General features: G+C 60.1%; 14 protein-coding genes. 13 read left to right on the top strand and 1 reads right to left on the bottom strand.

Annotated elements, in window-relative coordinates:
* Window positions 1–64: 64 nt before the first annotated feature.
* Complete coding sequence (gene rpsT, locus OGI63_RS06195; protein ID WP_003809394.1) at window positions 65–325, bottom strand: 30S ribosomal protein S20; 261 nt, start codon at window positions 323–325, stop codon at window positions 65–67.
* 156 nt (window positions 326–481) lie between these two features.
* On the opposite strand from rpsT, the gene lepA reads away from it, so the two are divergent.
* The 13 genes from lepA (at window position 482) to OGI63_RS06130 (ending at window position 21,910) form a co-directional block, all read left to right on the top strand.
* Window positions 482–2,362: a translation elongation factor 4 gene (lepA, locus tag OGI63_RS06190; RefSeq protein ID WP_041777294.1), complete on the top strand. Its 1,881-nt coding sequence runs from the start codon at window positions 482–484 to the stop codon at window positions 2,360–2,362.
* Window positions 2,363–2,369: 7 nt separating this feature from the next.
* On the top strand, window positions 2,370–3,533 hold the full coding sequence (hemW, locus tag OGI63_RS06185; RefSeq protein WP_011743148.1) for a radical SAM family heme chaperone HemW: 1,164 nt from the start codon (window positions 2,370–2,372) through the stop codon (window positions 3,531–3,533).
* 211 nt (window positions 3,534–3,744) lie between these two features.
* A complete protein-coding gene (gene gltB / locus OGI63_RS06180) occupies window positions 3,745–8,316 on the top strand; it encodes a glutamate synthase large subunit (RefSeq protein ID WP_041777295.1) in 4,572 nt (1,523 codons plus the stop codon).
* Window position 8,317: 1 nt separating this feature from the next.
* Window positions 8,318–9,865 (top strand): glutamate synthase subunit beta, encoded by a 1,548-nt coding sequence (locus OGI63_RS06175; RefSeq protein ID WP_011743150.1) that lies wholly within the window; start codon window positions 8,318–8,320, stop codon window positions 9,863–9,865.
* 121 nt (window positions 9,866–9,986) lie between these two features.
* The gene (locus OGI63_RS06170; protein ID WP_011743151.1) at window positions 9,987–10,448 is read left to right on the top strand and encodes a Yip1 family protein; all 462 of its coding nucleotides are present in this window, start codon (window positions 9,987–9,989) and stop codon (window positions 10,446–10,448) included.
* 247 nt (window positions 10,449–10,695) lie between these two features.
* A complete protein-coding gene (gene glgA / locus OGI63_RS06165; protein WP_041777296.1) occupies window positions 10,696–11,940 on the top strand; it encodes a glycogen synthase in 1,245 nt (414 codons plus the stop codon).
* Between the two features lie 136 nt (window positions 11,941–12,076).
* Complete coding sequence (locus tag OGI63_RS06160; protein WP_172458534.1) at window positions 12,077–12,928, top strand: ABC transporter ATP-binding protein; 852 nt, start codon at window positions 12,077–12,079, stop codon at window positions 12,926–12,928.
* Window positions 12,929–13,088: 160 nt separating this feature from the next.
* Entirely contained in the window at window positions 13,089–14,144 is a 1,056-nt protein-coding gene (locus OGI63_RS06155) for a tRNA (adenine-N1)-methyltransferase (RefSeq protein WP_011743154.1), read from the top strand.
* A gap of 98 nt (window positions 14,145–14,242) precedes the next feature.
* The gene (locus OGI63_RS06150) at window positions 14,243–14,803 is read left to right on the top strand and encodes a SixA phosphatase family protein (RefSeq protein ID WP_034984404.1); all 561 of its coding nucleotides are present in this window, start codon (window positions 14,243–14,245) and stop codon (window positions 14,801–14,803) included.
* Window positions 14,804–14,933: 130 nt separating this feature from the next.
* Window positions 14,934–15,338, top strand: coding sequence for a cupin domain-containing protein (locus OGI63_RS06145; protein WP_041777297.1), 405 nt, complete (start codon window positions 14,934–14,936; stop codon window positions 15,336–15,338).
* A 181-nt stretch (window positions 15,339–15,519) separates the two neighbouring features.
* Complete coding sequence (gene metE, locus OGI63_RS06140) at window positions 15,520–17,826, top strand: 5-methyltetrahydropteroyltriglutamate--homocysteine S-methyltransferase (RefSeq protein ID WP_011743157.1); 2,307 nt, start codon at window positions 15,520–15,522, stop codon at window positions 17,824–17,826.
* Between the two features lie 42 nt (window positions 17,827–17,868).
* Entirely contained in the window at window positions 17,869–18,708 is an 840-nt protein-coding gene (gene metF, locus OGI63_RS06135; protein ID WP_011743158.1) for a methylenetetrahydrofolate reductase [NAD(P)H], read from the top strand.
* Window positions 18,709–18,808: 100 nt separating this feature from the next.
* Entirely contained in the window at window positions 18,809–21,910 is a 3,102-nt protein-coding gene (locus OGI63_RS06130) for a bifunctional [glutamine synthetase] adenylyltransferase/[glutamine synthetase]-adenylyl-L-tyrosine phosphorylase (protein ID WP_264309066.1), read from the top strand.
* Window positions 21,911–22,015 lie beyond the last annotated feature (105 nt).

The raw sequence follows: 22,015 nt of genomic DNA, 5'->3' as shown, positions 1-22,015 counted from the left end.
TAAAAAAGAAGAAGCCCCGCAGGTTTTCCTGCGGGGCTTCTTACAAGCTGTGAGTTACGAAAACTCAGAGAGCGTTGATGGCCACAGCGAGACCGGACTTGCGGTTGGCAGCCTGGTTCTTGTGGATCACGCCAGCGCCGGCGGCCTTGTCGAGCTTCTGGGCTGCGACCTTGTAGGCGGCTTCGGCGGCGGCCTTATCGCCAGCGGCGATGGCTTCGCGGGTGGCGCGAACGGCAGTCTTCAGGCTGGACTTCACGGCCACGTTACGCTTGTGCGCCTTCTCGTTGGTGAGAACGCGCTTCTTCTGCGACTTGATGTTTGCCACTATTTCTCCAAACGACGTTTGCTATAAGGACATACAAACGATGATGATAACATGGCACGCGGATAAATCGCCAATGCGTATAAGAGTGTCGCGGAAGGACATGCCGACACTACCAGTTAGAATCGTTTGCGTCGAATATTTCCAGAGGAGGATGGCGTGGGGCAGCAGCATAATCAGCCCGGGTACACCGATCAGTCGTTGATCCGCAACTTTTGCATCATCGCGCATATCGATCACGGCAAATCAACGGTGGCGGACCGTATTCTGCAGTTGAGTGGCATCGTGCCGGAGCGCGAGATGCGCGATCGCTTCCTCGACCGCATGGATATCGAGCAGGAACGCGGCATCACCATCAAATCGCAGGCCGTGCGCGTGCCGTGGACGGTTGACGGCACCGAATACACACTCGGCATGATTGATACCCCCGGCCATGTGGACTTCACATACGAGGTGTCCCGAGCGTTGGCCGCATGCGAGGGTGCGGTGCTGCTTGTCGACGCCACGCAGGGCATTGAAGCGCAGACGCTGTCCAACCTGTATATGGCCATCGACCATGATCTGGCCATCATCCCCGTGCTCAACAAAATCGACCTGCCCAGCGCCGAACCCGACAAGCATGCCGAGGAAATCGCCGGCCTGATTGGTTGTGACCCGTCCGACGTGTTGCGCGTCTCCGGCAAAACCGGAGAAGGCGTCGCCGAACTGCTCGACCGTATCGTCGCCGAAGTGCCCGCGCCGACGGGCAATCCGGACGCGCCTGCCCGCGCGCTCATTTTCGACTCCGTATACGACTCCTATCGTGGCATCGTCACTTACATTCGTATGGTCGACGGTGAACTGAAATCGCGCGAGAAGCTGCACATGATGGGTATCGGCATGACGCATGACCCCATCGAAATCGGCGTGATCAGCCCCGACATGATGCCCACCAAGGCGCTTGGCGCAGGAGAGGTCGGCTATGTGATCACCGGAGCGAAAGACGTCAGCCAGTCCAAGGTGGGCGACACCATCACCTCCGCCATAAATCCGGCTACCGAGCCGCTCGAAGGCTACCGTGATCCGCAACCAATGGTCTACGCCGGCCTGTTCCCAATCGACAACGCGCAATATCCGGAACTGCGCGAGGCGCTTGACAAGCTCAAGCTCAACGACGCGGCCCTCATCTACGAACCGGAAACCTCCGTGGCGTTGGGCTTCGGCTTTCGTTGCGGCTTCCTGGGCTTGCTGCACATGGAGATCGTCACCGAACGTTTGAGCCGCGAATTCGACCTTGACCTGATCTCCACCGCGCCGAACGTGCCGTACGAGGTCACCGCGGAAGACAATTCCGTGCATCGCGTCACCAATCCGAGCGAATTCCCCGAAGGCAAGATCAAGAAGATCGTCGAACCGATGGTTGCCGCCGACATCATCACGCCGAAGGATTTCATCGGTGCGGTGATGGACCTGTGCCAAGACCACCGTGGCCAGATGGGCACCATGGAATACATTTCCGCCGACCGTGTGGAAATGCATTACCGTATTCCACTCGCCGAAATCGTCTTCGACTTCTTCGACCAACTGAAGAGCCGTACCAAGGGGTATGCGTCGCTCGACTACCACGAGGATGGCGAACAGTCCGCCGATCTGGTGAAGGTCGACATCCTTATTCAAGGCGAGAAAGTCGATGCGTTCAGCGCCATCGTGCACCGTGACAAGGCGTACAGCTATGGCGTGATGATGACCAAGAAGCTGCGTGAGCTCATTCCGCGTCAGCAGTTCGAGATTCCCATCCAGGCTGCCATCGGTTCTCGAATCATCGCACGCGAAACCATCCGCGCCCTGCGCAAGGACGTGCTCGCCAAGTGTTACGGCGGCGACATCTCCCGTAAGCGTAAGCTGCTCGAAAAGCAGAAGGCCGGCAAGAAGCGTATGAAGATGCTCGGCCATGTGGAAGTGCCGCAGGAGGCGTTCATCGCAGCCCTGTCCACCGGCGAAGCGGGCAACGACCGCGACACCAAGGACAAGATTCGCGCCGCGCAGAAGTCCGAAGGCTGAGCCTTTCGTGACGTTCGAAATCTACATTCATGTTCCGTTTTGCTTACGTCGCTGCGGCTATTGCGACTTCAACACCTACACGGCCGTGGACATGGGCGCGGGCGCGTCACGCGGCAACTACGCGAACATGGTTATCCGCGAAATGGCGATTGTCCGCGATTGGCAGACAACGCACGGTATCAACGAGCCGAAGGTGGCAACCGTCTTCTTCGGCGGCGGTACGCCGACCACACTCAAGGCAAGCGATTTGGTCGCCATGCTGGATGCGGTACGCGCCACATGGGGCATCGCCGATGACGCGGAAATCACCACCGAAGCGAATCCCGACACGGTGAATGCCGACTATGTGAAAGAACTCGCAGACGGCGGTTTCAATCGTATTTCCTTCGGCATGCAATCCGCGGTACCGCATGTGCTTGCAACGCTCGACCGTACGCATACGCCGGAAAACGTCGCTGCCGGAATCGCAGCGGCCAATGCAGCAGGCATGCGTTCCAGCGTCGATCTGATCTACGGCGCGCCGGGGGAGAGCCTTGACGATTGGCGCACATCCGTCCGCACCGCCATCGATTTGGGCGTCAACCATATTTCCGCATATGCGCTCACCATCGCGCCGAATACGAAAATGGGACGACGGATCGCGGCGGGCACGTTGTCGAGACCGGACGATGACGACGAAGCGAACAAATACGAAATCGCCGACACGATGTTCACCGAAGCCGGCCTCGAATGGTATGAGATTAGCAATTGGGCTCGTCCTGGATACGAGTCGCAACACAACCTTGGCTATTGGAGGAACGTCGATTGGGCCGGTCTCGGTCCCGGTGCGCATTCGCATTATGGCGATTGCGAAGACGGCAAAGGATTGCGCTCCTGGGATATCGCGCATCCGCGATTGTGGGGCACCGCCATCAATGAGGGCAATGTGCCATGGGCCGGCAGTGAACGCATCACTGCCGACGAGGACATCGAAGAGACCATCATGTTGGGCCTGCGCATTCGTGAAGGACTCGACACCAGACAATTCAGCCACTTGATTCCTGAGCAAAAATGGATTGAGCTTGAGCACGACGGGCTGATCACAATGCTTGATGGCCGCGCCATACCCACTTTGCGAGGCCGACTGCTCAACGACACCATCATCACGGAGCTGTTGGAAACACTGGACTGACCGGGTTAATGAGCATAAGTGAAGTGCGTGCGCATGAGCATGACATGCGAAGTATGCGTTCATGGGCTAAATCCTCTGCGAGGCATTGACAAAAATAGCCATTCGTTATATGGACACGTGCAACGTTGCCGACATAATGGCGCGGTATTCTAAACCACGCATTAAAGAACCGCAAGACTTTTCTTGCCCAAAAACATTGAAGGTGGTTTCGGTGACTTTCCACGCCCCGTTAGATCTGACGATCCATGATTCCCAAGGTATGTACGATCCTGGAGCCGAGCATGACGCTTGCGGCGTGGGTATGGTCACCACCCTCAACAAGCGTCCGGAACGCAAGATCGTCGATGACGCCATCGAGGTGCTGGTCAATCTGAACCATCGTGGTGCCGTGGGCGCCGAGGAGAACACGGGCGACGGCGCAGGCATTCTCATGAGTATGCCTGACGAATTCATGCGTGCCACCGCCGGTGTGGAGCTTCCTGAAGAAGGCCATTACGCCGCGGGCATCGCCTTCTTGGATCGCGACATCGCCACTTCCGGCCAGCAGGAGCAGGCCATTTCCAAGATCGTGCGCGAAGAGGGCCTCGAAGTGCTCGCATGGCGCGTCGTACCCACCAATCCGGACGGACTCGGCCTGCAGTCGTTGGCCAGCATGCCGGCGTTCAAGACGCTGGTCGTGGCCGATCCGGAAGGCGAACTCGGTGGCATCGAGCTCGATCGCAAGACCTTCCGCATCCGCAAGCGTGTGGAACATGAGGTGGGCATCTACTTCGCGTCCCTGTCCGCACGCACCATCACCTACAAGGGCATGCTCACCACCATGCAGCTCAAGCCCTTCTTCCTGGACCTGTCCGACGAGCGCATGAAGGCGAAAATCGCCATCGTGCATTCCCGCTTCTCCACCAACACGTTCCCAAGCTGGCCGCTGGCACAGCCGTTCCGCCAGCTGGCGCACAACGGCGAGATCAACACCATCCAAGGCAACCGCAACTGGCTGTCCGCACGTGAAGGCCGACTGAGTTCCGAACTGCTCGGTGAATTCAAGCCGCTGCTGCCGATCGCCACCTCCGGCTATTCCGATTCCGGCACTTTCGACGAATGCCTCGAACTGCTGCACCTCGCCGGCCGTTCCATGCCGCACGCCATCTCCATGATGCTGCCGCCGGCATGGGAGAACAACGACCAGCTCGATCCGGACGTCAAGGCTTTCTACGAATACAACAACACGCTGATCGAACCATGGGATGGCCCGGCGCACATCATCTTCACCGACGGCACCCAGGTCGGCGCACTGCTCGACCGCAACGGCTTCCGCCCGGGACGTTGGCAGGTCACCGATGACGGCTACGTCGTGCTCGCGTCCGAAACCGGTGTGCTGCCGGAAGTCGCCGAGGAGCATATCGTCACCAAGGGCCGTCTGGAACCGGGCAAGATGTTCCTCGTCGACACCGACGAGGGTCGCATCATCCCCGACGAGGAAATCAAGAAGACTCTTGCCAGCCAGCACCCCTACCGCAAGTGGGTGGAAGGCAACTCCGTGGAATTGAGTCAGCTGCCCAAGCGCGAGCACGTCAACCACTCCGGTCAGTCCGTGCAGCGTCGTCAGCGCGCCTTCGGCTACACCGAGGAAGATCTGAAGCTGCTGCTCGCCCCAATGGCCAACACCGGCAAGGAGCCGCTCGGCTCCATGGGCAACGATACGCCGCTCGCCGCGCTGTCCAAGCACAGCCGCATGCTGTTCGATTACTTCACCCAGAAGTTCGCGCAAGTCACCAACCCGCCGCTCGACTGGGAACGTGAGAAGATCGTGACCAGCCTCGAATCCGCCATCGGTCCCGAGCCGAACCTGCTGGCCGATTCCGAACTGCACGCCAAGAAGATCCTCATCCCGCTGCCGGTGCTCAACTCCGACGAGATGGCACAGCTCAAGCGCCTCGACCGCGCCAAGATTCTCGGTGGCTATTACAAGCCGTTCATCGTCAAGGGCCTTTACCAGGTGGCCGGCGGCGGACAGGCACTGAAGGACCGTCTTGACGAGATCTTCCAGGAGATCGACGAGGCGATTGAGAACGGTGCCAACTTCCTGGTGCTGTCCGACCGCGATTCCAACTATGCGTGGGGTCCGATTCCATCGTTGCTGCTCACTTCCGCAGTGCAGCACCATCTGCTGCGCCGCCACACGCGTACGCAGATCTCCATGGTGGTCGAAGCCGGCGATGTACGCGAAATCCACCATGTGGCACTGCTGATCGCCTATGGCGCTGCCGCGGTGAACCCGTATCTGGCATTCGAATCCGTCGAAGACCTCTCCCGCAAGGGCTACCTCAAGGTCGACGCGGAAACCGCCGTGAAGAACCTGACCCGCGCGCTGTCCACCGGCGTGCTCAAGATCATGGCCAAGATGGGTGTCTCCACCATCATGAGCTACCGTGGCGCGCAGCTGTTCGAAGCGGTCGGCCTCAACAAGGACGTCATCGACGAGTACTTCACCGGCACCACGTCCCGTGTGGGCGGCGTCGGCCTCGACGAGCTCGCCGAGGAAGTCGCCAGCCGCCATCGCGTGGCGTATCCGACCCAATGGACCGCCCGCCCGCACCGCAACCTGCGTACCGGCGGCGACTACAAGTGGCGTCGTACCGGCGAGGACCATCTGAACGATCCGGAAGCCATCTTCCTGCTGCAGCAGTCCACCCAGCGCGGCGACTACAACCTGTTCAAGAAGTACTCGAACCACATCAACGACACCTCCAACCGTCTGATGACGCTGCGTGGCCTGATGAAGTTCAAGTCCACTCGCAAGCCGATCGACATTTCCGAAGTCGAGCCGGCCAGCGAAATCGTCAAGCGTTTCTCCACCGGCGCCATGAGCTACGGCTCCATCTCCCAGGAGGCGCATGAGACGCTCGCCATTGCCATGAACACGATTGGCGCACGCTCCAACTCCGGTGAAGGCGGCGAATCCGAGGATCGTATCAACGATCCGCTGCGCTACAGCAAGATCAAGCAGATTGCTTCGGCCCGCTTCGGTGTGACCAGCGACTATCTGGTGCATGCCACCGACCTGCAGATCAAGCTCGCCCAGGGCGCGAAGCCTGGCGAAGGTGGCCACCTGCCGGGAGCCAAGGTTCCGCCGTGGATCGCCAAGGTACGTCACGCCACCCCGGGCGTGGAGCTCATCTCCCCACCGCCGCACCACGACATCTACTCCATTGAGGATCTGAAGCAGCTGATCAACGATGCGAAGATGGCCAATCCGAAGGCCCGCATCCACGTCAAGCTCGTCTCCGAATTCGGCGTCGGCACCATCGCTGCCGGCGTGGCCAAGTGCCATGCCGATGTGGTGCTGATTTCCGGCTATGACGGCGGCACCGGCGCGGCTCCGCTCAACGCCATCAAGCATGCCGGCACCCCGTGGGAGATCGGCCTGTCCGAAACCCAGCAGACGCTGGTTCTGAACGGCCTGCGTTCCCGCATCACCGTGCAGTGCGACGGCGAGCTCAAGACCGGTCGCGACGTGGTGATCGCCGCGCTGCTTGGCGCCGAGGAATTCGGCTTCGCCACCGCCGCGCTGATCGTCGAAGGCTGCGTCATGATGCGCGCCTGCCAGAAGAACACCTGCCCGCAGGGTATCGCCACCCAGGATCCGGAGCTCCGAGCACGCTTCAAGGGCAAGCCGGAACATGTCGTCAACTTCTTCATGTTCATCGCCGAGGAAGTCCGCGAACTGCTCGCGCAGCTCGGCTTCCGCACGCTGGAAGAGGCCGTCGGCCATGTCGAATGCCTCGACCAGGACGAAGCCATCAAGCGTTGGAAGTCCGACGGCATCGACCTGAGCAACGTGCTCATGCAGCCGGGTCCGGTTCCGGGAACCATCCTGCACAAGACGATCGATCAGAACCATGAGCTCGACAAGGCGCTCGACAACAAGCTCATCGAGCTTGCCCAGCCAGCCCTTGACAAGAAGGAGCCCGTGCGTATCGAAATGCCGATCCGCAACGTGTACCGTACGCTCGGCACCATGCTCGGCTATGAGATCACCAAGCGTTACGGCGAGGAAGGTCTGCCGGACGACACCATCGGCATGACGTTCCATGGTGCCGGCGGCCAGTCCATTGGCGCGTTCATTCCGCGTGGCGAAACCATCCGCGTCTACGGCGAAGTCAACGACTACGCGGGTAAGGGCCTGTCCGGCGGCCGCATGGTGGTCCGTCCAGAGGACGGCATCACCTTCGATCCGCACGAGAACGTGATCGCAGGCAATGTCACCGGCTTCGGCGCGACTTCCGGCCAAATGTTCGTGGCCGGCCGCGCAGGCGAACGTTTCGCCGTACGTAACGGCGGCGCCACCTTCGTGGTGGAAGGCGTGGGCGACCACGGCTGCGAATACATGACCGGCGGTACGGTCGTGATTCTCGGCTCCACCGGCCGTAACCTCGGCGCGGGCTTCTCCGGCGGCAACGTGTACGTGCTCGACCTCGACATGAAGCAGGTCAACCCGGCGGCCGCCACCAACGGCGCGCTGCTGTTCGAGCCGCTTGACGCCGATGCCGACAAGCTGGTGCACGGTCTCGTCAAGCAGCATGCCGAAGAGACCGGCTCCGCCTTCGCGAAGGCCCTGCTTGACGACTGGGAAAACAGCGCCAAGCGATTCACCCACATCGTTCCGAAGCACTTCCTCGCCATGCAGAAGGCGATGAAGGAAGCCGAGGAGAAGAACATCGATTTCAATACGCCCGGCGTCTGGGAACAGGTGTACGAGCAGGTTATGGAAGGAGCGCGCTGACATGGGAGATCCTCGTGGATTCCTGAAGGTCCGTACCCGTCGCGAACTGGCCGAACGCCCCGTTGAAGAGCGAATCAAGGACTGGTTCGACGTTCACACCGAATCCGGCCTGCAGTCCTGGACCACCGAGCAGGCGGCCCGCTGCATGGATTGCGGCACTCCGTTCTGCATGAGCGGATGCCCGCTCGGCAACATCATTCCGGAATTCAACGATCTGGTCCGTCAGGAGAAGTGGGAGGACGCGTACAACCGTCTGTCCGAAACCAACAACTTCCCCGAAGTGACCGGTCGCATCTGCCCGGCATTGTGCGAAGCCGCCTGCGTGCTTGGCATCCATCAGCCGGCCACGATGATTCAGAACGACGAACGCACCATCATCGATCAGGCATGGAGCCTTGACTACGTCAAGCCTCTGCCGCCGCAGCGTCTGACCGACCAGACCGTTGCCGTGGTCGGTTCCGGCCCATCCGGTCTCGCCTGCGCCCAGCAGCTCACCCGTGCCGGCCACACCGTGGTCGTATACGAGCGTGATGACGCCATCGGTGGTCTGATGCGTTACGGCATTCCGAACTTCAAACTCGACAAGCGCCTCATCGACCGCCGAGTCGAGCAGATGGGAGCCGAAGGCACCGTGTTCCGCACCGGCGTGGAAATCGGCAAGGACATCTCCTGGGATGACCTGCGTTCCCGCTACGACGCAGTGGTGGTTGCCATCGGCTCCACCGTGCCGCGTGACATGAAGATTCCAGGCCGCGAGCTCAAGGGTATCCATTTCGCCATGGAGTTCCTGCCGGACGCCACACGTCGCGTGTACGGTGTCAAGCCGGTCAACGACATCACCGCCGAAGGCAAGCATGTGGTGATCATCGGCGGCGGCGACACCGGTTCCGACTGCCTCGGCACATCCCTGCGCCAAGGCGCTAAGGACGTCACCGTGCTGCAGATCATGCCGCAGGAACCGAAGGAGCGTCCGGCCAACCAGCCATGGCCGACCTTCGCCCGCCTGTACAAGGAAACCTCCTCCATGAAGGAAGGTTTCGAAACGCAGCGCGCCGAATACGTGTACAACACCGACTCGGTCAACTTCGAGGGCTCCGACGAGGACAAGGCCAAGGTGAAGGTGGAGAACTCCACCGCCACCGAAGGCTTCGTCGCCGACGAGAACGGACATGTCACCGGTCTGAAGGTCGTCAACGTCGCTCCAGGAGAGAACGGGCCGTTCACCCGCCAGCCAGGCACCGAACGAGTGATTCCCGCCGATCTGGTGCTCATCTCCGTGGGCTTCCTGCACCCTGACACCACCACGCTGGTGGATCAGCTGCCGGTCGACCTTGACGGTCGAGGCAATGTGGCGCGTAACGACAAGTTCGCCACCTCCCAGGACGGCGTCTTCGCCTGCGGCGATGCCGGACGTGGCCAGAGCCTCGTCGTGTGGGCCATCTCCGAAGGTCGCTCCTGCGCGGCCGCGGTCGACGAGTACCTTACCGGCTCCACCGAACTGCCGGCACCGATCGTCGCTTCCAAGCGTCCAATGATGCTGCCGCGATAGACAACACTGTTGTAAGGGTATGAACGAGGTGGCCCGGCTCGCGAATAGTGAGCCGGGCCACCTGTTTTTCACCCGAAATGCGGTAAAGTAATCCCAGCACCATGCAACAAAGGAGTGACTAATGCCAAATCGCGCAGAACGACGTGCCCAAGCCAAGCGCAATCGCAGGGGAGTGCCACAGCAATACGACCAAACCCAAGGCCGCGCACGTTCCGGCATGTTGGACGAGTATCAGCTGCAGGAAAAGTCACGTCGTCTGCAGGACGGCACCGATGGGCCATGGAAGCCGAGTGCCAGTACGGTCACGGAAACGGAAAACGCGCTGAACACCAATCCTGATTACAAGAATCCGAAGATGTTCAAGGCACCCCATTCCGTCCGTCAATGGTTCCGTGTGGCCAGCTGGGTGCTGATTGCGCTGTCGGCCATCGCCTTCCTCGTGGTCATGTGGCTGCCGTCGCATCCGATGTGGCTCATCTCCACAGTCGCCATCGTCTTCGCAGTCGGTGTGCTGAGCCTGTTCTTCACGGCCGGCAACCCGAAGCACAATCCGAATCTCGACCAAAACGGAACAGCCGTCTGATCACAAAAACGATGGAAAGCGGTGAGACAACCAGAAGCATTTGTCTCACCGCTTTTTCTATCGGATTTTAGGTATGCGCTACTTGACTTCGACTAACCGTAAAGGGTATGCGAGAATGCTGTTTCATCGTTTTTCAGAAAAAGAATGGAACTTTCTGAAAAACGATGAAAACAATGAGTGTTTTTCGTGTCTGATGTTTTACAGTAGAACAGGAAACGCTGGAAGACTCGAGGAGGAGATTACAGACATGAAGGTTGACATTCTATCGCGTGAATACCCGCCCAAGGTGTATGGCGGCGCGGGGGTGCATGCCGAAGAGCTTTCCAAGGTGCTGGCGGAACGTGTCGATGTGACGGTCCGCGCATTCGACGGGCCGCGCACGGCCGCCGACATTCCCGCGATTCCCGGAACAGACCCGAAAGGGTCGCTCACTGTCGTCGGCTACGACGTGCCGAAGGAGCTTGAGGATGCGAACGGTGCGCTGAAAACGTTTGGCGTCGATTTGCAAATCGCCAACGACGTTGATGCCGACATCATCCATGCGCATACATGGTACGCATGCCTTGCTGGCTATCTCGCCAAAATGCTGCATGACACCCCATTGGTCATCACCGCGCACTCGCTTGAACCGTTCCGTCCATGGAAACGTGAACAGTTGGGCGGCGGCTACAATCTGAGCTCCTGGGCTGAGAAAGACGCCTACGAGCATGCCGACCGCGTGATCGCCGTATCCGCGGGCATGCGTGAGGACATCCTCACCGCCTATCCGAACCTTGACCCGGACAAGGTGGTCGTAGTGCACAACGGCATCACCATGAGCCAGTTTGAAACCCCGGCGGATGACGATCCGGGCTGGAAGGTGTTCGAACGTTACAACATCGACCGCAGCAAACCGACCTTGCTGTTCGTCGGACGCATCACTCGTCAAAAGGGTCTGCCGTACCTGCTTCAGGCACTGCACTTCGTGGACCCGAACATCCAGGTCGTTCTGTGCGCCGGCGCTCCCGACACGCCGGAAATCATGGAAGAGGTCAAGACCGCCTTCGCCAAGCTCGACGAGGAACGCGGCAACATCATCTGGATTGAGGAGATGCTGCCGAAGCCGGAGCTCAACGCACTCGAACATGGCTGCGACGCATTCATCTGCCCATCCATCTACGAGCCGCTCGGCATCGTGAATCTGGAAGCCATGGCATGCGGTCTGCCGGTGGTCGCCTCTGCGACCGGTGGCATTCCGGAAGTCGTCGTCGACGGCGAGACCGGATATCTGGTGCCGGTCGACCAACTGCATGACGGCACTGGCACCCCCACCAACCCTGACAAATTCGTGCACGATATGGCCGACGCCATCAACCGCATCATGGCTGACCCTGAAAAGGCGAAGCGGATGGGACAGGCCGGTTACGAGCGCGCCCGCGACCACTTCAGCTGGGAGTCCATCGCAGACAAGACCGTCAAAGTCTACGAGGACGTGCTTGCCGAACGGAAGTAGAACCGAACCTGTCTGATCGCGGATAACCGATCCGGCTGATCGACAGCCAGAATAATCCTGAAATGCCTCCTGCCGACGCACTATGCTGGCAGGAGGCATCATCGTATCCAAGTGGTTTGTGAAAATGGAGGGGACCATGAACGAACAGAACATCGCGTTGAAACTGGACGATGTGGAATTCCGTCGCCGCAGGCGCGTAATTCTCACCAAAGTCAATCTGGAAGTCAAAAAAGGCGAGAAATGGGTGCTGTTCGGTCCCAACGGCATCGGCAAATCCACGTTGGTGCAGATGATGAGCACCCGTGGATTCCCATCCGAAGGCACAGTCGACATTCTGGGAAAACGTCTGGGCAAAGTGAACGTGTTCTCCTACCGCAACCGCATCGGTTTGAGCTCGGCCGAACTCGGACGCGCGTTCCCGCCGCAGGAAGATCCTCTTGACGCCATCGTGACGGCGCTGACCGCAACCACCGGCCGTTGGCGCGACACCTATACTGACGAGGATTACGCCAAAGCCCGCTCATTGATGCGTGAATTCGGCATCGAATACCTGGAAGGCAAGATGATGTTCAAGCTTTCCGAAGGCGAACGCACTCGCGTGCTTATCTGCCGTGCGTTGATGGCGGATCCCGATTTGCTGATTCTTGACGAGCCGACCACGGGTCTTGATTTGGGTGGGCGTGAGATTGCTTTGCGTGCGTTGAGTCGTGTTGGTGCGGAGCAGTCTGACCGCGCCGTGATTCTGGTGACGCACCGTCTTGAGGAGATTCCGCAAGGCTTCGACCACGTGGCGATCATGGGACGTATCACCGGCAACGAGGCGGATGCGTATGCCGATAACGTCGCCGGCAACGATCCGGCGCCGGGCACTATCGTATATACGGGTGATTTGGAGCATGGTTTTACTTCTGAACGGTTGAGCCAGGTGTTTGGATTGGATTTGAAGGTCACGCATGCGAATGGTCGTTGGAACGCGTACGCGGTGTGATGTCGACGTCGCCGTCACATTGCCGTCGCTTCGTGCCGTCTGCCGGTATGACGGCGGATACGGTAGCATAGGTTCGTTGCTGTCCGTGGAATGCGGTCTGCAATCGTAAGCCATAGTCGTGAAATCGCATACTGAACGAACGTACGAAGGAGCGTAAACCATGCGTCGAGGGCCGCTTGCCGCCGGTGAAAAAGTGCAGTTCACGGACCGCAGGTCGAATAAAATCACCGATCAGCTGGTGCCGGGTGGTGTGACGCAGACCTCGCATGGCATCATCCTGCATGATGATGTGATTGGCCAGACGGAAGGATCCGTTGTCGTGACGGTGAGTGCGAAACGTGAGGCTCAGGTCAACCAGACGCATCCGGAACGCGACGCGAACAAGCCGTGGAAGGGAACGCGTGCCATCGGTGGTTGGGAGTTCGCCGTCATGCGTCCGCGCTTGGCTGACTATGTGCTGTCCATGCCGCGTGGCGCGCAGATCATGTATCCGAAGGACATCGCGCAGGTCATCCAGCTCGGTGATATTCGTTCCGGTATGAACGTGCTGGAATCCGGAGCCGGTTCGGGCGCGATGAGCATCAATCTGCTGGATGCCGTGGGGGAGGGCGGAAGCCTCACCACCATCGAGATGCGTTCGGAATTCGCGCGCGTCGCCGAAGCCAACGCGACGGTTTACTTTGGCAAACGTCCCGCATGGTGGGATTTGAGGACCGGCGATTTCGATTCGGTCGCGGCTGGTTTGCCGGAACACTCCTTCGACCGCATCATGCTTGACATGCTTGACCCGTGGAACCGTCTTGAACAGGCGTATCGCGTGATCGCGCCTGGCGGCGTGCTCGTCGCGTACGTCACCACCACCACGCAGTTGAGCCGTCTTGCCGAAGCGTTGCGCGAGGTCGGCTGCTGGACCGAGCCGGACATGCAGGAGACTTTGGAACGTAATTGGAAGGCGCAAGGACTGGCCATCCGTCCCGATCACCAGATGATTGGACACACCGGTTTCCTCATGGTTTCTCGCGCGATGGCTCCGGGCTTCCAGGCGTTGCGTAAACGCGACCGTGCCACGAAGGACACGACGACCGACATCGATTCGTTGACGCCCGAGGAGCGTGCCGAACAGCTTGAGGATCTGGAATTGCGTGACATTTCCGATCGCAAGCTGCGCAAGGTGCTGCGTGACCTCGACGCGCAGGTCGAAGCCATAAAGGAGTAGATTTAGAGCGTTTCATGCCATGTCCCAGCGGAAAATCTGAGACAATGGACATTAGACATTTGAAATGCGGCGCTGGAACCGGATCGGAGCGTGCGATTATGGGAACGAGCCTGAAGAAGGTCGCTAAAAAGGCCAAGGAATACAAGTATGTGCTGCTGGCGATGCGCCACGCCAAAACCGAGCCGTTCGGCGGCAACGGCAGCGACGTGGGACGTGAGCTCACCGACAAAGGACGTAAGCAGGCCAAAGCCGTGGCCAAAGGATTGGCGGCGTTCAAAATGGTGCCCACTCGCATCGCATGCTCCAGCGCCACCCGCGCCCGTCAGACCTGCGATCGCATGCTCAAGGTGTTCGGCGACGATCCGAAAGTCGACTACCGGCAAAGCCTGTACGAAGGCGGCGTGCAATCCGTGTTCGACGAGCTCGCGCAAACCAAGGAAAAGCATCGCACGCTGCTCGTGCTTGGCCACGAACCGACCATTTCGATCGCCTGCCAATGGCTGGCCAGCACCGAATCCGATCCGACGTTGCTTGACCTGCTGAATCTCGGCATGTCCCCGGCCTCGATCGCCGTATTCGGCTCGAACGAGCCATTCAACCAGTGGCAGCTGCACAGCGGCGAACTCATCGCGCTGCTTACCGCCAAAGACTTCGAGTAGGGCTTGCGTGTTCCGGGCTGATTCGGAACGATGAGCATTCCGCAGAGTGCTGTGATTTGACTTCAAGCGGCTTCAAGGTTGTATGGTGCTTTCTGAACCGATGTTCAGAATGATGGATAGGAGAGCCCATATGAACAATCCCAGTGCGTTCCCTCTTGGGGAACCAAATGACGGTTTCGCCCAGTATTTCGACGGACAGAGCTGGCTTGCGCCGGTACTTGACGCGCCTGAAGTGTCAATCCACAATGTGACGTTCGAACCTGGATGCCGGAACCACTGGCATATCCACCATCACGCGGCCCAGATTCTCATTGCGGTTGGAGGGCGTGGCTACTACCAGCTTGAGGGCGAAGAGCCGAAGGAGCTTGAACCGGGACAGGCCGTCCGTATTCCGCCGGACGTTAAGCATTGGCACGGTGCCGCCCCTCGCGAAGCTTTCAGCCATTTGGCGTTCATGATTGCGGATGGCACGGGCGACGTGACGAATGAATGGCTGGAACCCGTAGACCCCGACGCATACGAGACATTGCGTTAAATCCGCTTGCCGGGCTGTTCTGCATTATTGATCCATAAACATAAATGTGTGAATATAGACGGCATACGGACTGCGTTATAAGGACAGTTTATAACGACATTCAAATTTTCTTGATGTCTTATAGCTGGCGGTTTTGTGATAGCTTGAGCGGGTTGCATTGTTCATATCAGATGGAGGATTCATGTCCGCTCTTACTTCCGTCTCCGGTTTCCCGCGCATCGGCCAGAACCGTGAGCTGAAGAAAATCATCGAAGCGTATTGGAAGGGCAACACCACCCTCGATGAGGTGCGTGCCACAGCCAAGGAACTGCGCGCCAAGCATTGGAAGCTGCAGCAGGCCGCCGGCATCGACCTGATTCCGAGCAACGACTTCAGCTATTACGACCAGATGCTCGACACTGCCATCCTGCTCAACGTCATTCCGCAGCGCTACCAGCGTCTCGCCTTCGAGAACCCGGAAGAGACCCTCTTCGCAATGGGTCGCGGCTATCAGGGCGAGAAGGGCGACGTGACCGCCCTGCCGATGAAGAAGTGGTTCACCACCAACTACCACTACCTCGTGCCGGAAATCGACTCCGCCACCGACATCAAGCTCAACAGCACCAAGCCGTTCGACGAATTCAACGAGGCGAAGGCGCTCGGCATCACCACCAAGCCGGTGCTCATCGGCCCGTACACCTTCCTCAAGCTCGCCCGCAATCCGCAGGCCGAGGAGCTCGACTACGACAAGGGCCTCGTCAACGCGGTCGCCGCGGTGTACGCCGAAGTCGTCGCCAAGTTCGCCGAACTGGGCGTGCAGTGGATCCAGATCGACGAACCGTACCTCGTGCTCGACAAGGAGCCGGGCGACGTCGAACTGTTCAAGAGCCTGTACGCCAAGATCCTGCCCGCCCGCGAAGGCAAGGTCAAGGTGCTGCTCAACACCTACTTCGGACACATCGCCGACGTGTACGAAACCGTCAACCTGCTCGGCTTCGACGGCATCGGCCTGGACCTGAACGAAGGCAAGGACGAAAACCTCGCCGCCGTCGAAAAGTACGGCGTGGCAGAAAAAACCACCATCTTCGCCGGCGTGATCAACGGCCGCAACATCTGGCGCAACAACTACGCCGTGAGCCTCGGCCTGGTCGACGCGCTGAAGCAGGTCACCGCCAACGTGGCCGTCTCCACCGCCAGCTCCCTGCTGCACGTGCCGTTCAGCACCGAAGGCGAGGACGGTCTCGCCGACGACGTGCGCAAGCACTTCGCCTTCGCCGTCCAGAAGCTCGACGAACTGCACGAAGTCGCCGTGCTCGCCGACGCTTCCGACGACGAGAAGAAGGCATCCGCCGAACTCGCAGCCAACCAGGCGCTGTTCGACGGCACCCGCGTCGCCGCCGATCCTGCGGTCGCCAAGCGAATCGCAAGCCTTACCGACGCCGACTTCGTACGTCAGCCGGCACGCGCCGAACGCCAGAAGGAGCAGCGTGAGGCGCTGAACCTGCCGCTGCTGCCCACCACCACCATCGGCTCCTTCCCGCAAACCAAGGAAGTGCGCGCCGAACGCGCCAAGCTGCGCAAGGGCGAGATCACCAAGGCCGAATACGACGAATTCATGAAGAACCAGATCGACGCCTGCATCAAGCATCAGGAGGAAATCGGCCTCGACGTGCTCGTCCACGGCGAATTCGAACGCAACGACATGGTCGAATACTTCGGCCAGAACCTCAACGGCTTCCTGTTCACCAAGAACGCGTGGGTGCAGTCCTACGGCACACGTTGCGTCAAGCCTCCGATCGTGTGGGGCGACGTATCCCGCGCCAACCCGATCACCGTGGAATGGAGCGCCTACGCGCAGTCCCGCACCGATCATGTGATGAAGGGCATGCTCACCGGTCCGGTCACCATCCTCAATTGGTCCTGGCCGCGCGAGGACATCACCCACGAGCAGCAGACCCAGCAGCTCGCGCTCGCCATCCGCGACGAAGTGCTCGATTTGGAGAAGGCCGGCATCAAGGTCATCCAGATCGACGAGGCCGCACTGCGCGAGAAGCTGCCGCTGAGGAAGACCGACTGGCACAAGAAGTACCTCGACTGGGCCATTCCGGCGTTCCGTCTGGTGCATTCCGCCGTCAAGCCGACCACGCAGATCCACACGCACATGTGCTATTCGGAGTTCAACGACATCATCAAGGACATCGACGCGATGGACGCCGACGTGATCTCCTTCGAAGCCTCCCGTGGCGACCTTGTGGTGCTCGACGCCATCCACGACGCCAACTTCGAAACCGAAGCCGGCCCGGGCGTGTACGACATCCACTCTCCGCGCATTCCGTCCGAACAGGAGATCGAGGACCGCATCTACGAGATCCTGAAGAAGATGGACGTCGAAAAGGTGTGGATCAACCCGGACTGCGGCCTGAAGACCCGTGGCAACGCCGAAACCTGGCCGAGCCTGGAGAACCTCGTCGCAGCGGCCAAGGCCGTGCGCGCCAAACTCGCCAAGTAAGGCCGGCATAGGCATAAACAGGCAAGATTTCCAAGGAATCACATGCATTCGCCAATCTTCTCGCTGGAGGTGTTCCCTCCCAAGCGCACCAGCCCTGTGGGTACCATCTACGATACGTTGGATGGCCTGCAGGGGCTGGACCCCGACTTCATCTCCGTCACCTACGGCACCGGCAAATCGTCCGACCGCACGTTGACCGCACGCATCGCGCATACGGTGAACGAATACGGCATTCCGGCCGTGGCGCACCTGACCGCGCAATACCTTGACAAAGACGACGTGGATGAGGCGCTCGACCTGTTCGACCAGGCCAAAGTCTCCGGCGTGCTCGCTTTGCGAGGCGACCGTGTGGAAGGAGCCGAACCGGCGGGAGTGTTCGACCATGCGAGCGATCTGGCGGCCTACATCCGCGAGAAGCGTCCGGATCTCAAGATCTACGGCGCCTGCTATCCGGAAAAGCACCCGCAGGCGGCCACGCTTGAGGAGGATATCGACAATCTCAAGAAGAAGGTCGACGCGGGCGTAAGCCACCTCATCTCCCAGCTGTTCTACGACAACGAGGATTTCCTTCGATTCGTGGACAAGGCTCGTGCCGCCGGCATCGACGTTCCGATCGAAGCCGGCATCATGCCGGTGATGAACGCGAAGTCGGTGCTGCGCATGTCGAAGATGTGCGAATCGCGTGTTCCTGAAAAACTTGCCGTCCTGCTTGACAAGTGGGGGAGCGACACCGCGCTGCTTAAAGAGGCGGGTATCGCTTACGCGTCCGAACAGATCTGCGACTTGGCGGCACGCGGCGTCGACGGCGTGCACCTGTACACGATGAACCATCCATGCGTCAGCCGGCGCATCTGGTCCAACGTCAAACCATTCTTCGTCTGATTCAGACGATGCAACAAACACGAAAGGGATGATTTCCGGCAACTGTCGGAAACCGTCCCTTTCGCCATACTTACGGATATGAACGATTACTATGGGAACCATGGCTTCTTCTACGCATCAGTTTGAGGTGCTCGATCTGATTCGGGCGGGATTGCAGGATCTGGACACGGCACGCACGTTGCTTGACGAGTTGCGCGCCGACGGCATCGACGACGACCGGCTATGCCTGCTGATGAAAACATTGGAACAGACCTGCGAGCCCGACATCGCGCTACGCAACCTCGTCGACATCATCAAAGCGTTGCAAAGCCAAGGCCGCGACTTCCACCAGGTCATCACCGACGACGCCGGACTCGTACGACTCGTCACCGTGCTCGGCGTGTCCGACGGAATGGGCAAGCTCATGCGCTTCCGCCCCGAACTCGTCATGGCCGCAGCCAGCGACTCATGCGAAAGCCATCTGTACAACCACGCGCAACGCCGCGCGCATGTCCTCGAAGCGGTCGGTGCCGACCCGGCCGACAATCGCATGCCAAAAGCCACGAAACCACTCGCCGAAGCGGCGACCGCGCTACGGCAGACCTACAGAAAACAGCTCGCCGCCATCATGGCGCAGGACGCCACCGCGGACGACCCAATCGAAATACAACCGAGAATCAGCCAGGAACTGTCCGATCTTGCCGACGCGGCCCTGGAAGGCGCGCTCGCCATCGCCCGCAACGAAGTGGACAGCAGCGAACACGTGCGCTTCGCCATCATCGGCATGGGCAAGCTCGGCGCACGCGAACTCAACTACGTATCCGACGTGGACCTCATCTACGTGGTGGAACCGGCGGACGCGGACACCAACGGCATGACCCTCAACCGTGTCGGCACCAAAATGGCCACCACCCTGCAGCGCGTATGCCAATCCGTCATCATGGGCGTCGCCGAACCTACATTGTGGCAGATCGATGGCGGACTGCGCCCCGAAGGCAAGGACGGCCCGCTCGTACGCAAACTCGAATCGCACGAAGCCTACTACGAACAGTGGGCGGAAAACTGGGAATTCCAAGCCCTGCTCAAGGCCCGCCCCGTGGCCGGTGACCCCGACCTCGGCCAAGCGTACATGGACATGACCCGACCGTTCGTATGGACCGCCTCCAAACGCGACAACTTCGTCTACGACTGCCAGCAGATGCGCAAACGAGTCGAAGACCTCATCCCCGCGCCCCTGAAGGACCGTGAAATCAAACTCGGCCGCGGAGGCCTACGAGACGTGGAATTCACCGTGCAGATGCTCCAACTCGTCCACGGCCGCGCCGACGAGACCCTGCGCACCAGCTCCACCCTCGAATCGCTGCAACGCCTCGCCGAAGGCGGGTACGTCTCACGCAGACAAGCCAAGAAGCTCTCCTGGGACTACCGCTTCGAACGCGTCATGGAACACCGCCAGCAAATGTGGGCGCTCAAACGCACCCACCTGTTCCCGGACCTCGGCAAAGCCAGTCTCGGCGGCATCGAACGCAAACGCGACGCCAACGACGACGAACTCAACCACAACCTCGAACTGCGCAGACTCGCCCGGGCCTTCCACATGCACCCTGAGGAACTCGTCGACAAATACGACGAAACCCGACGTGAAGTGCGCCACCTGCACATGGACATCTACTACCGGCCCATGCTGCCCATCAACGCCGGCCTCGACGACGAACAAGTGGAACTGTCCGCCAACGCCATGCAGGAACGCTTCGCCTCCATCGGATTCGCCGACCCCGACGCCGCCATGCGCCACGTCACCGCACTGACCGCCGGCATCTCCCGTGCCGCGAAAATCAACCGCATCCTCCTGCCCGCCGTCCTCCAATGGCTCGGCGAAGGGCAGAACCCCGACATGGGGCTGCTCAACTGGCGCAAACTCGAAGAACACTTTGGCACGGACAGCGAATACCTCGGCTTCCTGCGCGACTCGCCGTCCGCCGCGCAACGCCTGTGCCACGTCCTGTCCAATTCACGGTTCCTGGGCGACGCGCTCAACAAATCCGTCGAATCCGTCACCTGGCTCGGCAGCGACAACGACCTGCAGCCACGTTCGCGCGAAAGCCTCGACGTGCAGACACACGCCTCCCTCGAACGCAACGTAGGCAGCATCAACGACTTCGCCAACTCCATCCGCGCCATGCGACGCCACGAAATCGAACGCATCGGACTAGGGTGGATGAGCGGCGTCATCGACGACAAGGCGTCGCTCGCAGGTATGACCGACGTATACGACACGGCCATCGACGCATCGCTCACCTGGGCCATCCGCCACCAAACGCAGGAAATGGGATTCGACGAAGCGCCGGCGGCAATCGCCGTCATCGGCATGGGACGCTACGGCGGCAGGGAAGTGAACTTCAGCTCCGACGCCGACGTCATCATCATCTACCGGCCGTCCGATAACGCCGACGACAACCAAGCCAACCTCTTCGCACGCAAAGTGCAGGAAGACCTCCGCGCCATCCTGCAAGGACCGACCACGCTCGAACCCAAAATCGAACTCGACATGGACCTGCGGCCCGAAGGCAAAAACGGACCCCTCGTGCGCTCCTACGCGTCCTGCGAGGAATACTACCGTTCCTGGGCGAGCACATGGGAGCAACAGGCGCTCCTGCGTGCGCGATACGCGGCAGGCGACGCGGCGCTCGCCGAGGATTTCCTGATGAACGTCGCCGACCCGCTGCGCTATCCGAAGATCGATTTGACGGAGGCGCAGGTCGCCGAAATACGCAAGCTCAAGGCGCGTATGGAAGCCGAGCGATTGCCGCGCGGCGTGCGTAGGGACCGTCACCTGAAGCTGGGCAAAGGTGGTCTGTCCGACGTGGAATGGACGATTCAGCTGCTGCAGTTGCAGCATGCCGGCGACAACGCGAACCTGCGAGTCAACGGCACGATGCAGGCGTTGGACGAGTTGGAGCGGCGCAAGCTGGTTTCCGCCGGCGACGCCGTCGTATTGCGACGCGCATGGTGGATGTGCACGGCCGCGCGCAACGGCAGCTACCTGTGGAGCGGGCGCGTCAACCAGGCGGATATCCTGCCGGATGACACGTATTCGCTGGGAGGACTCGCCGTCTATCTCGGATACGACGCGAATCGCGGACAGCATTTCGAAAACGATCTGCTTGCCGTAATGCGCAAGGCGCGCGACGTGACGGAACGTCTGTTCTACGGCCTTTCATGAAACGATTCGAGCGGGCGCTCGGTGAACACGCGGTGAACGCTCCGGGTCAGTGTTTCGGGCTATAGTTGGCTAGGTCACTTTCAGTGGCCACCTTCAACCACAAGT

It is taken from the genome of Bifidobacterium sp. KRGSERBCFTRI, from assembly GCF_025908335.1.
This window is presented reverse-complemented; position numbering and strand designations above follow the sequence as displayed.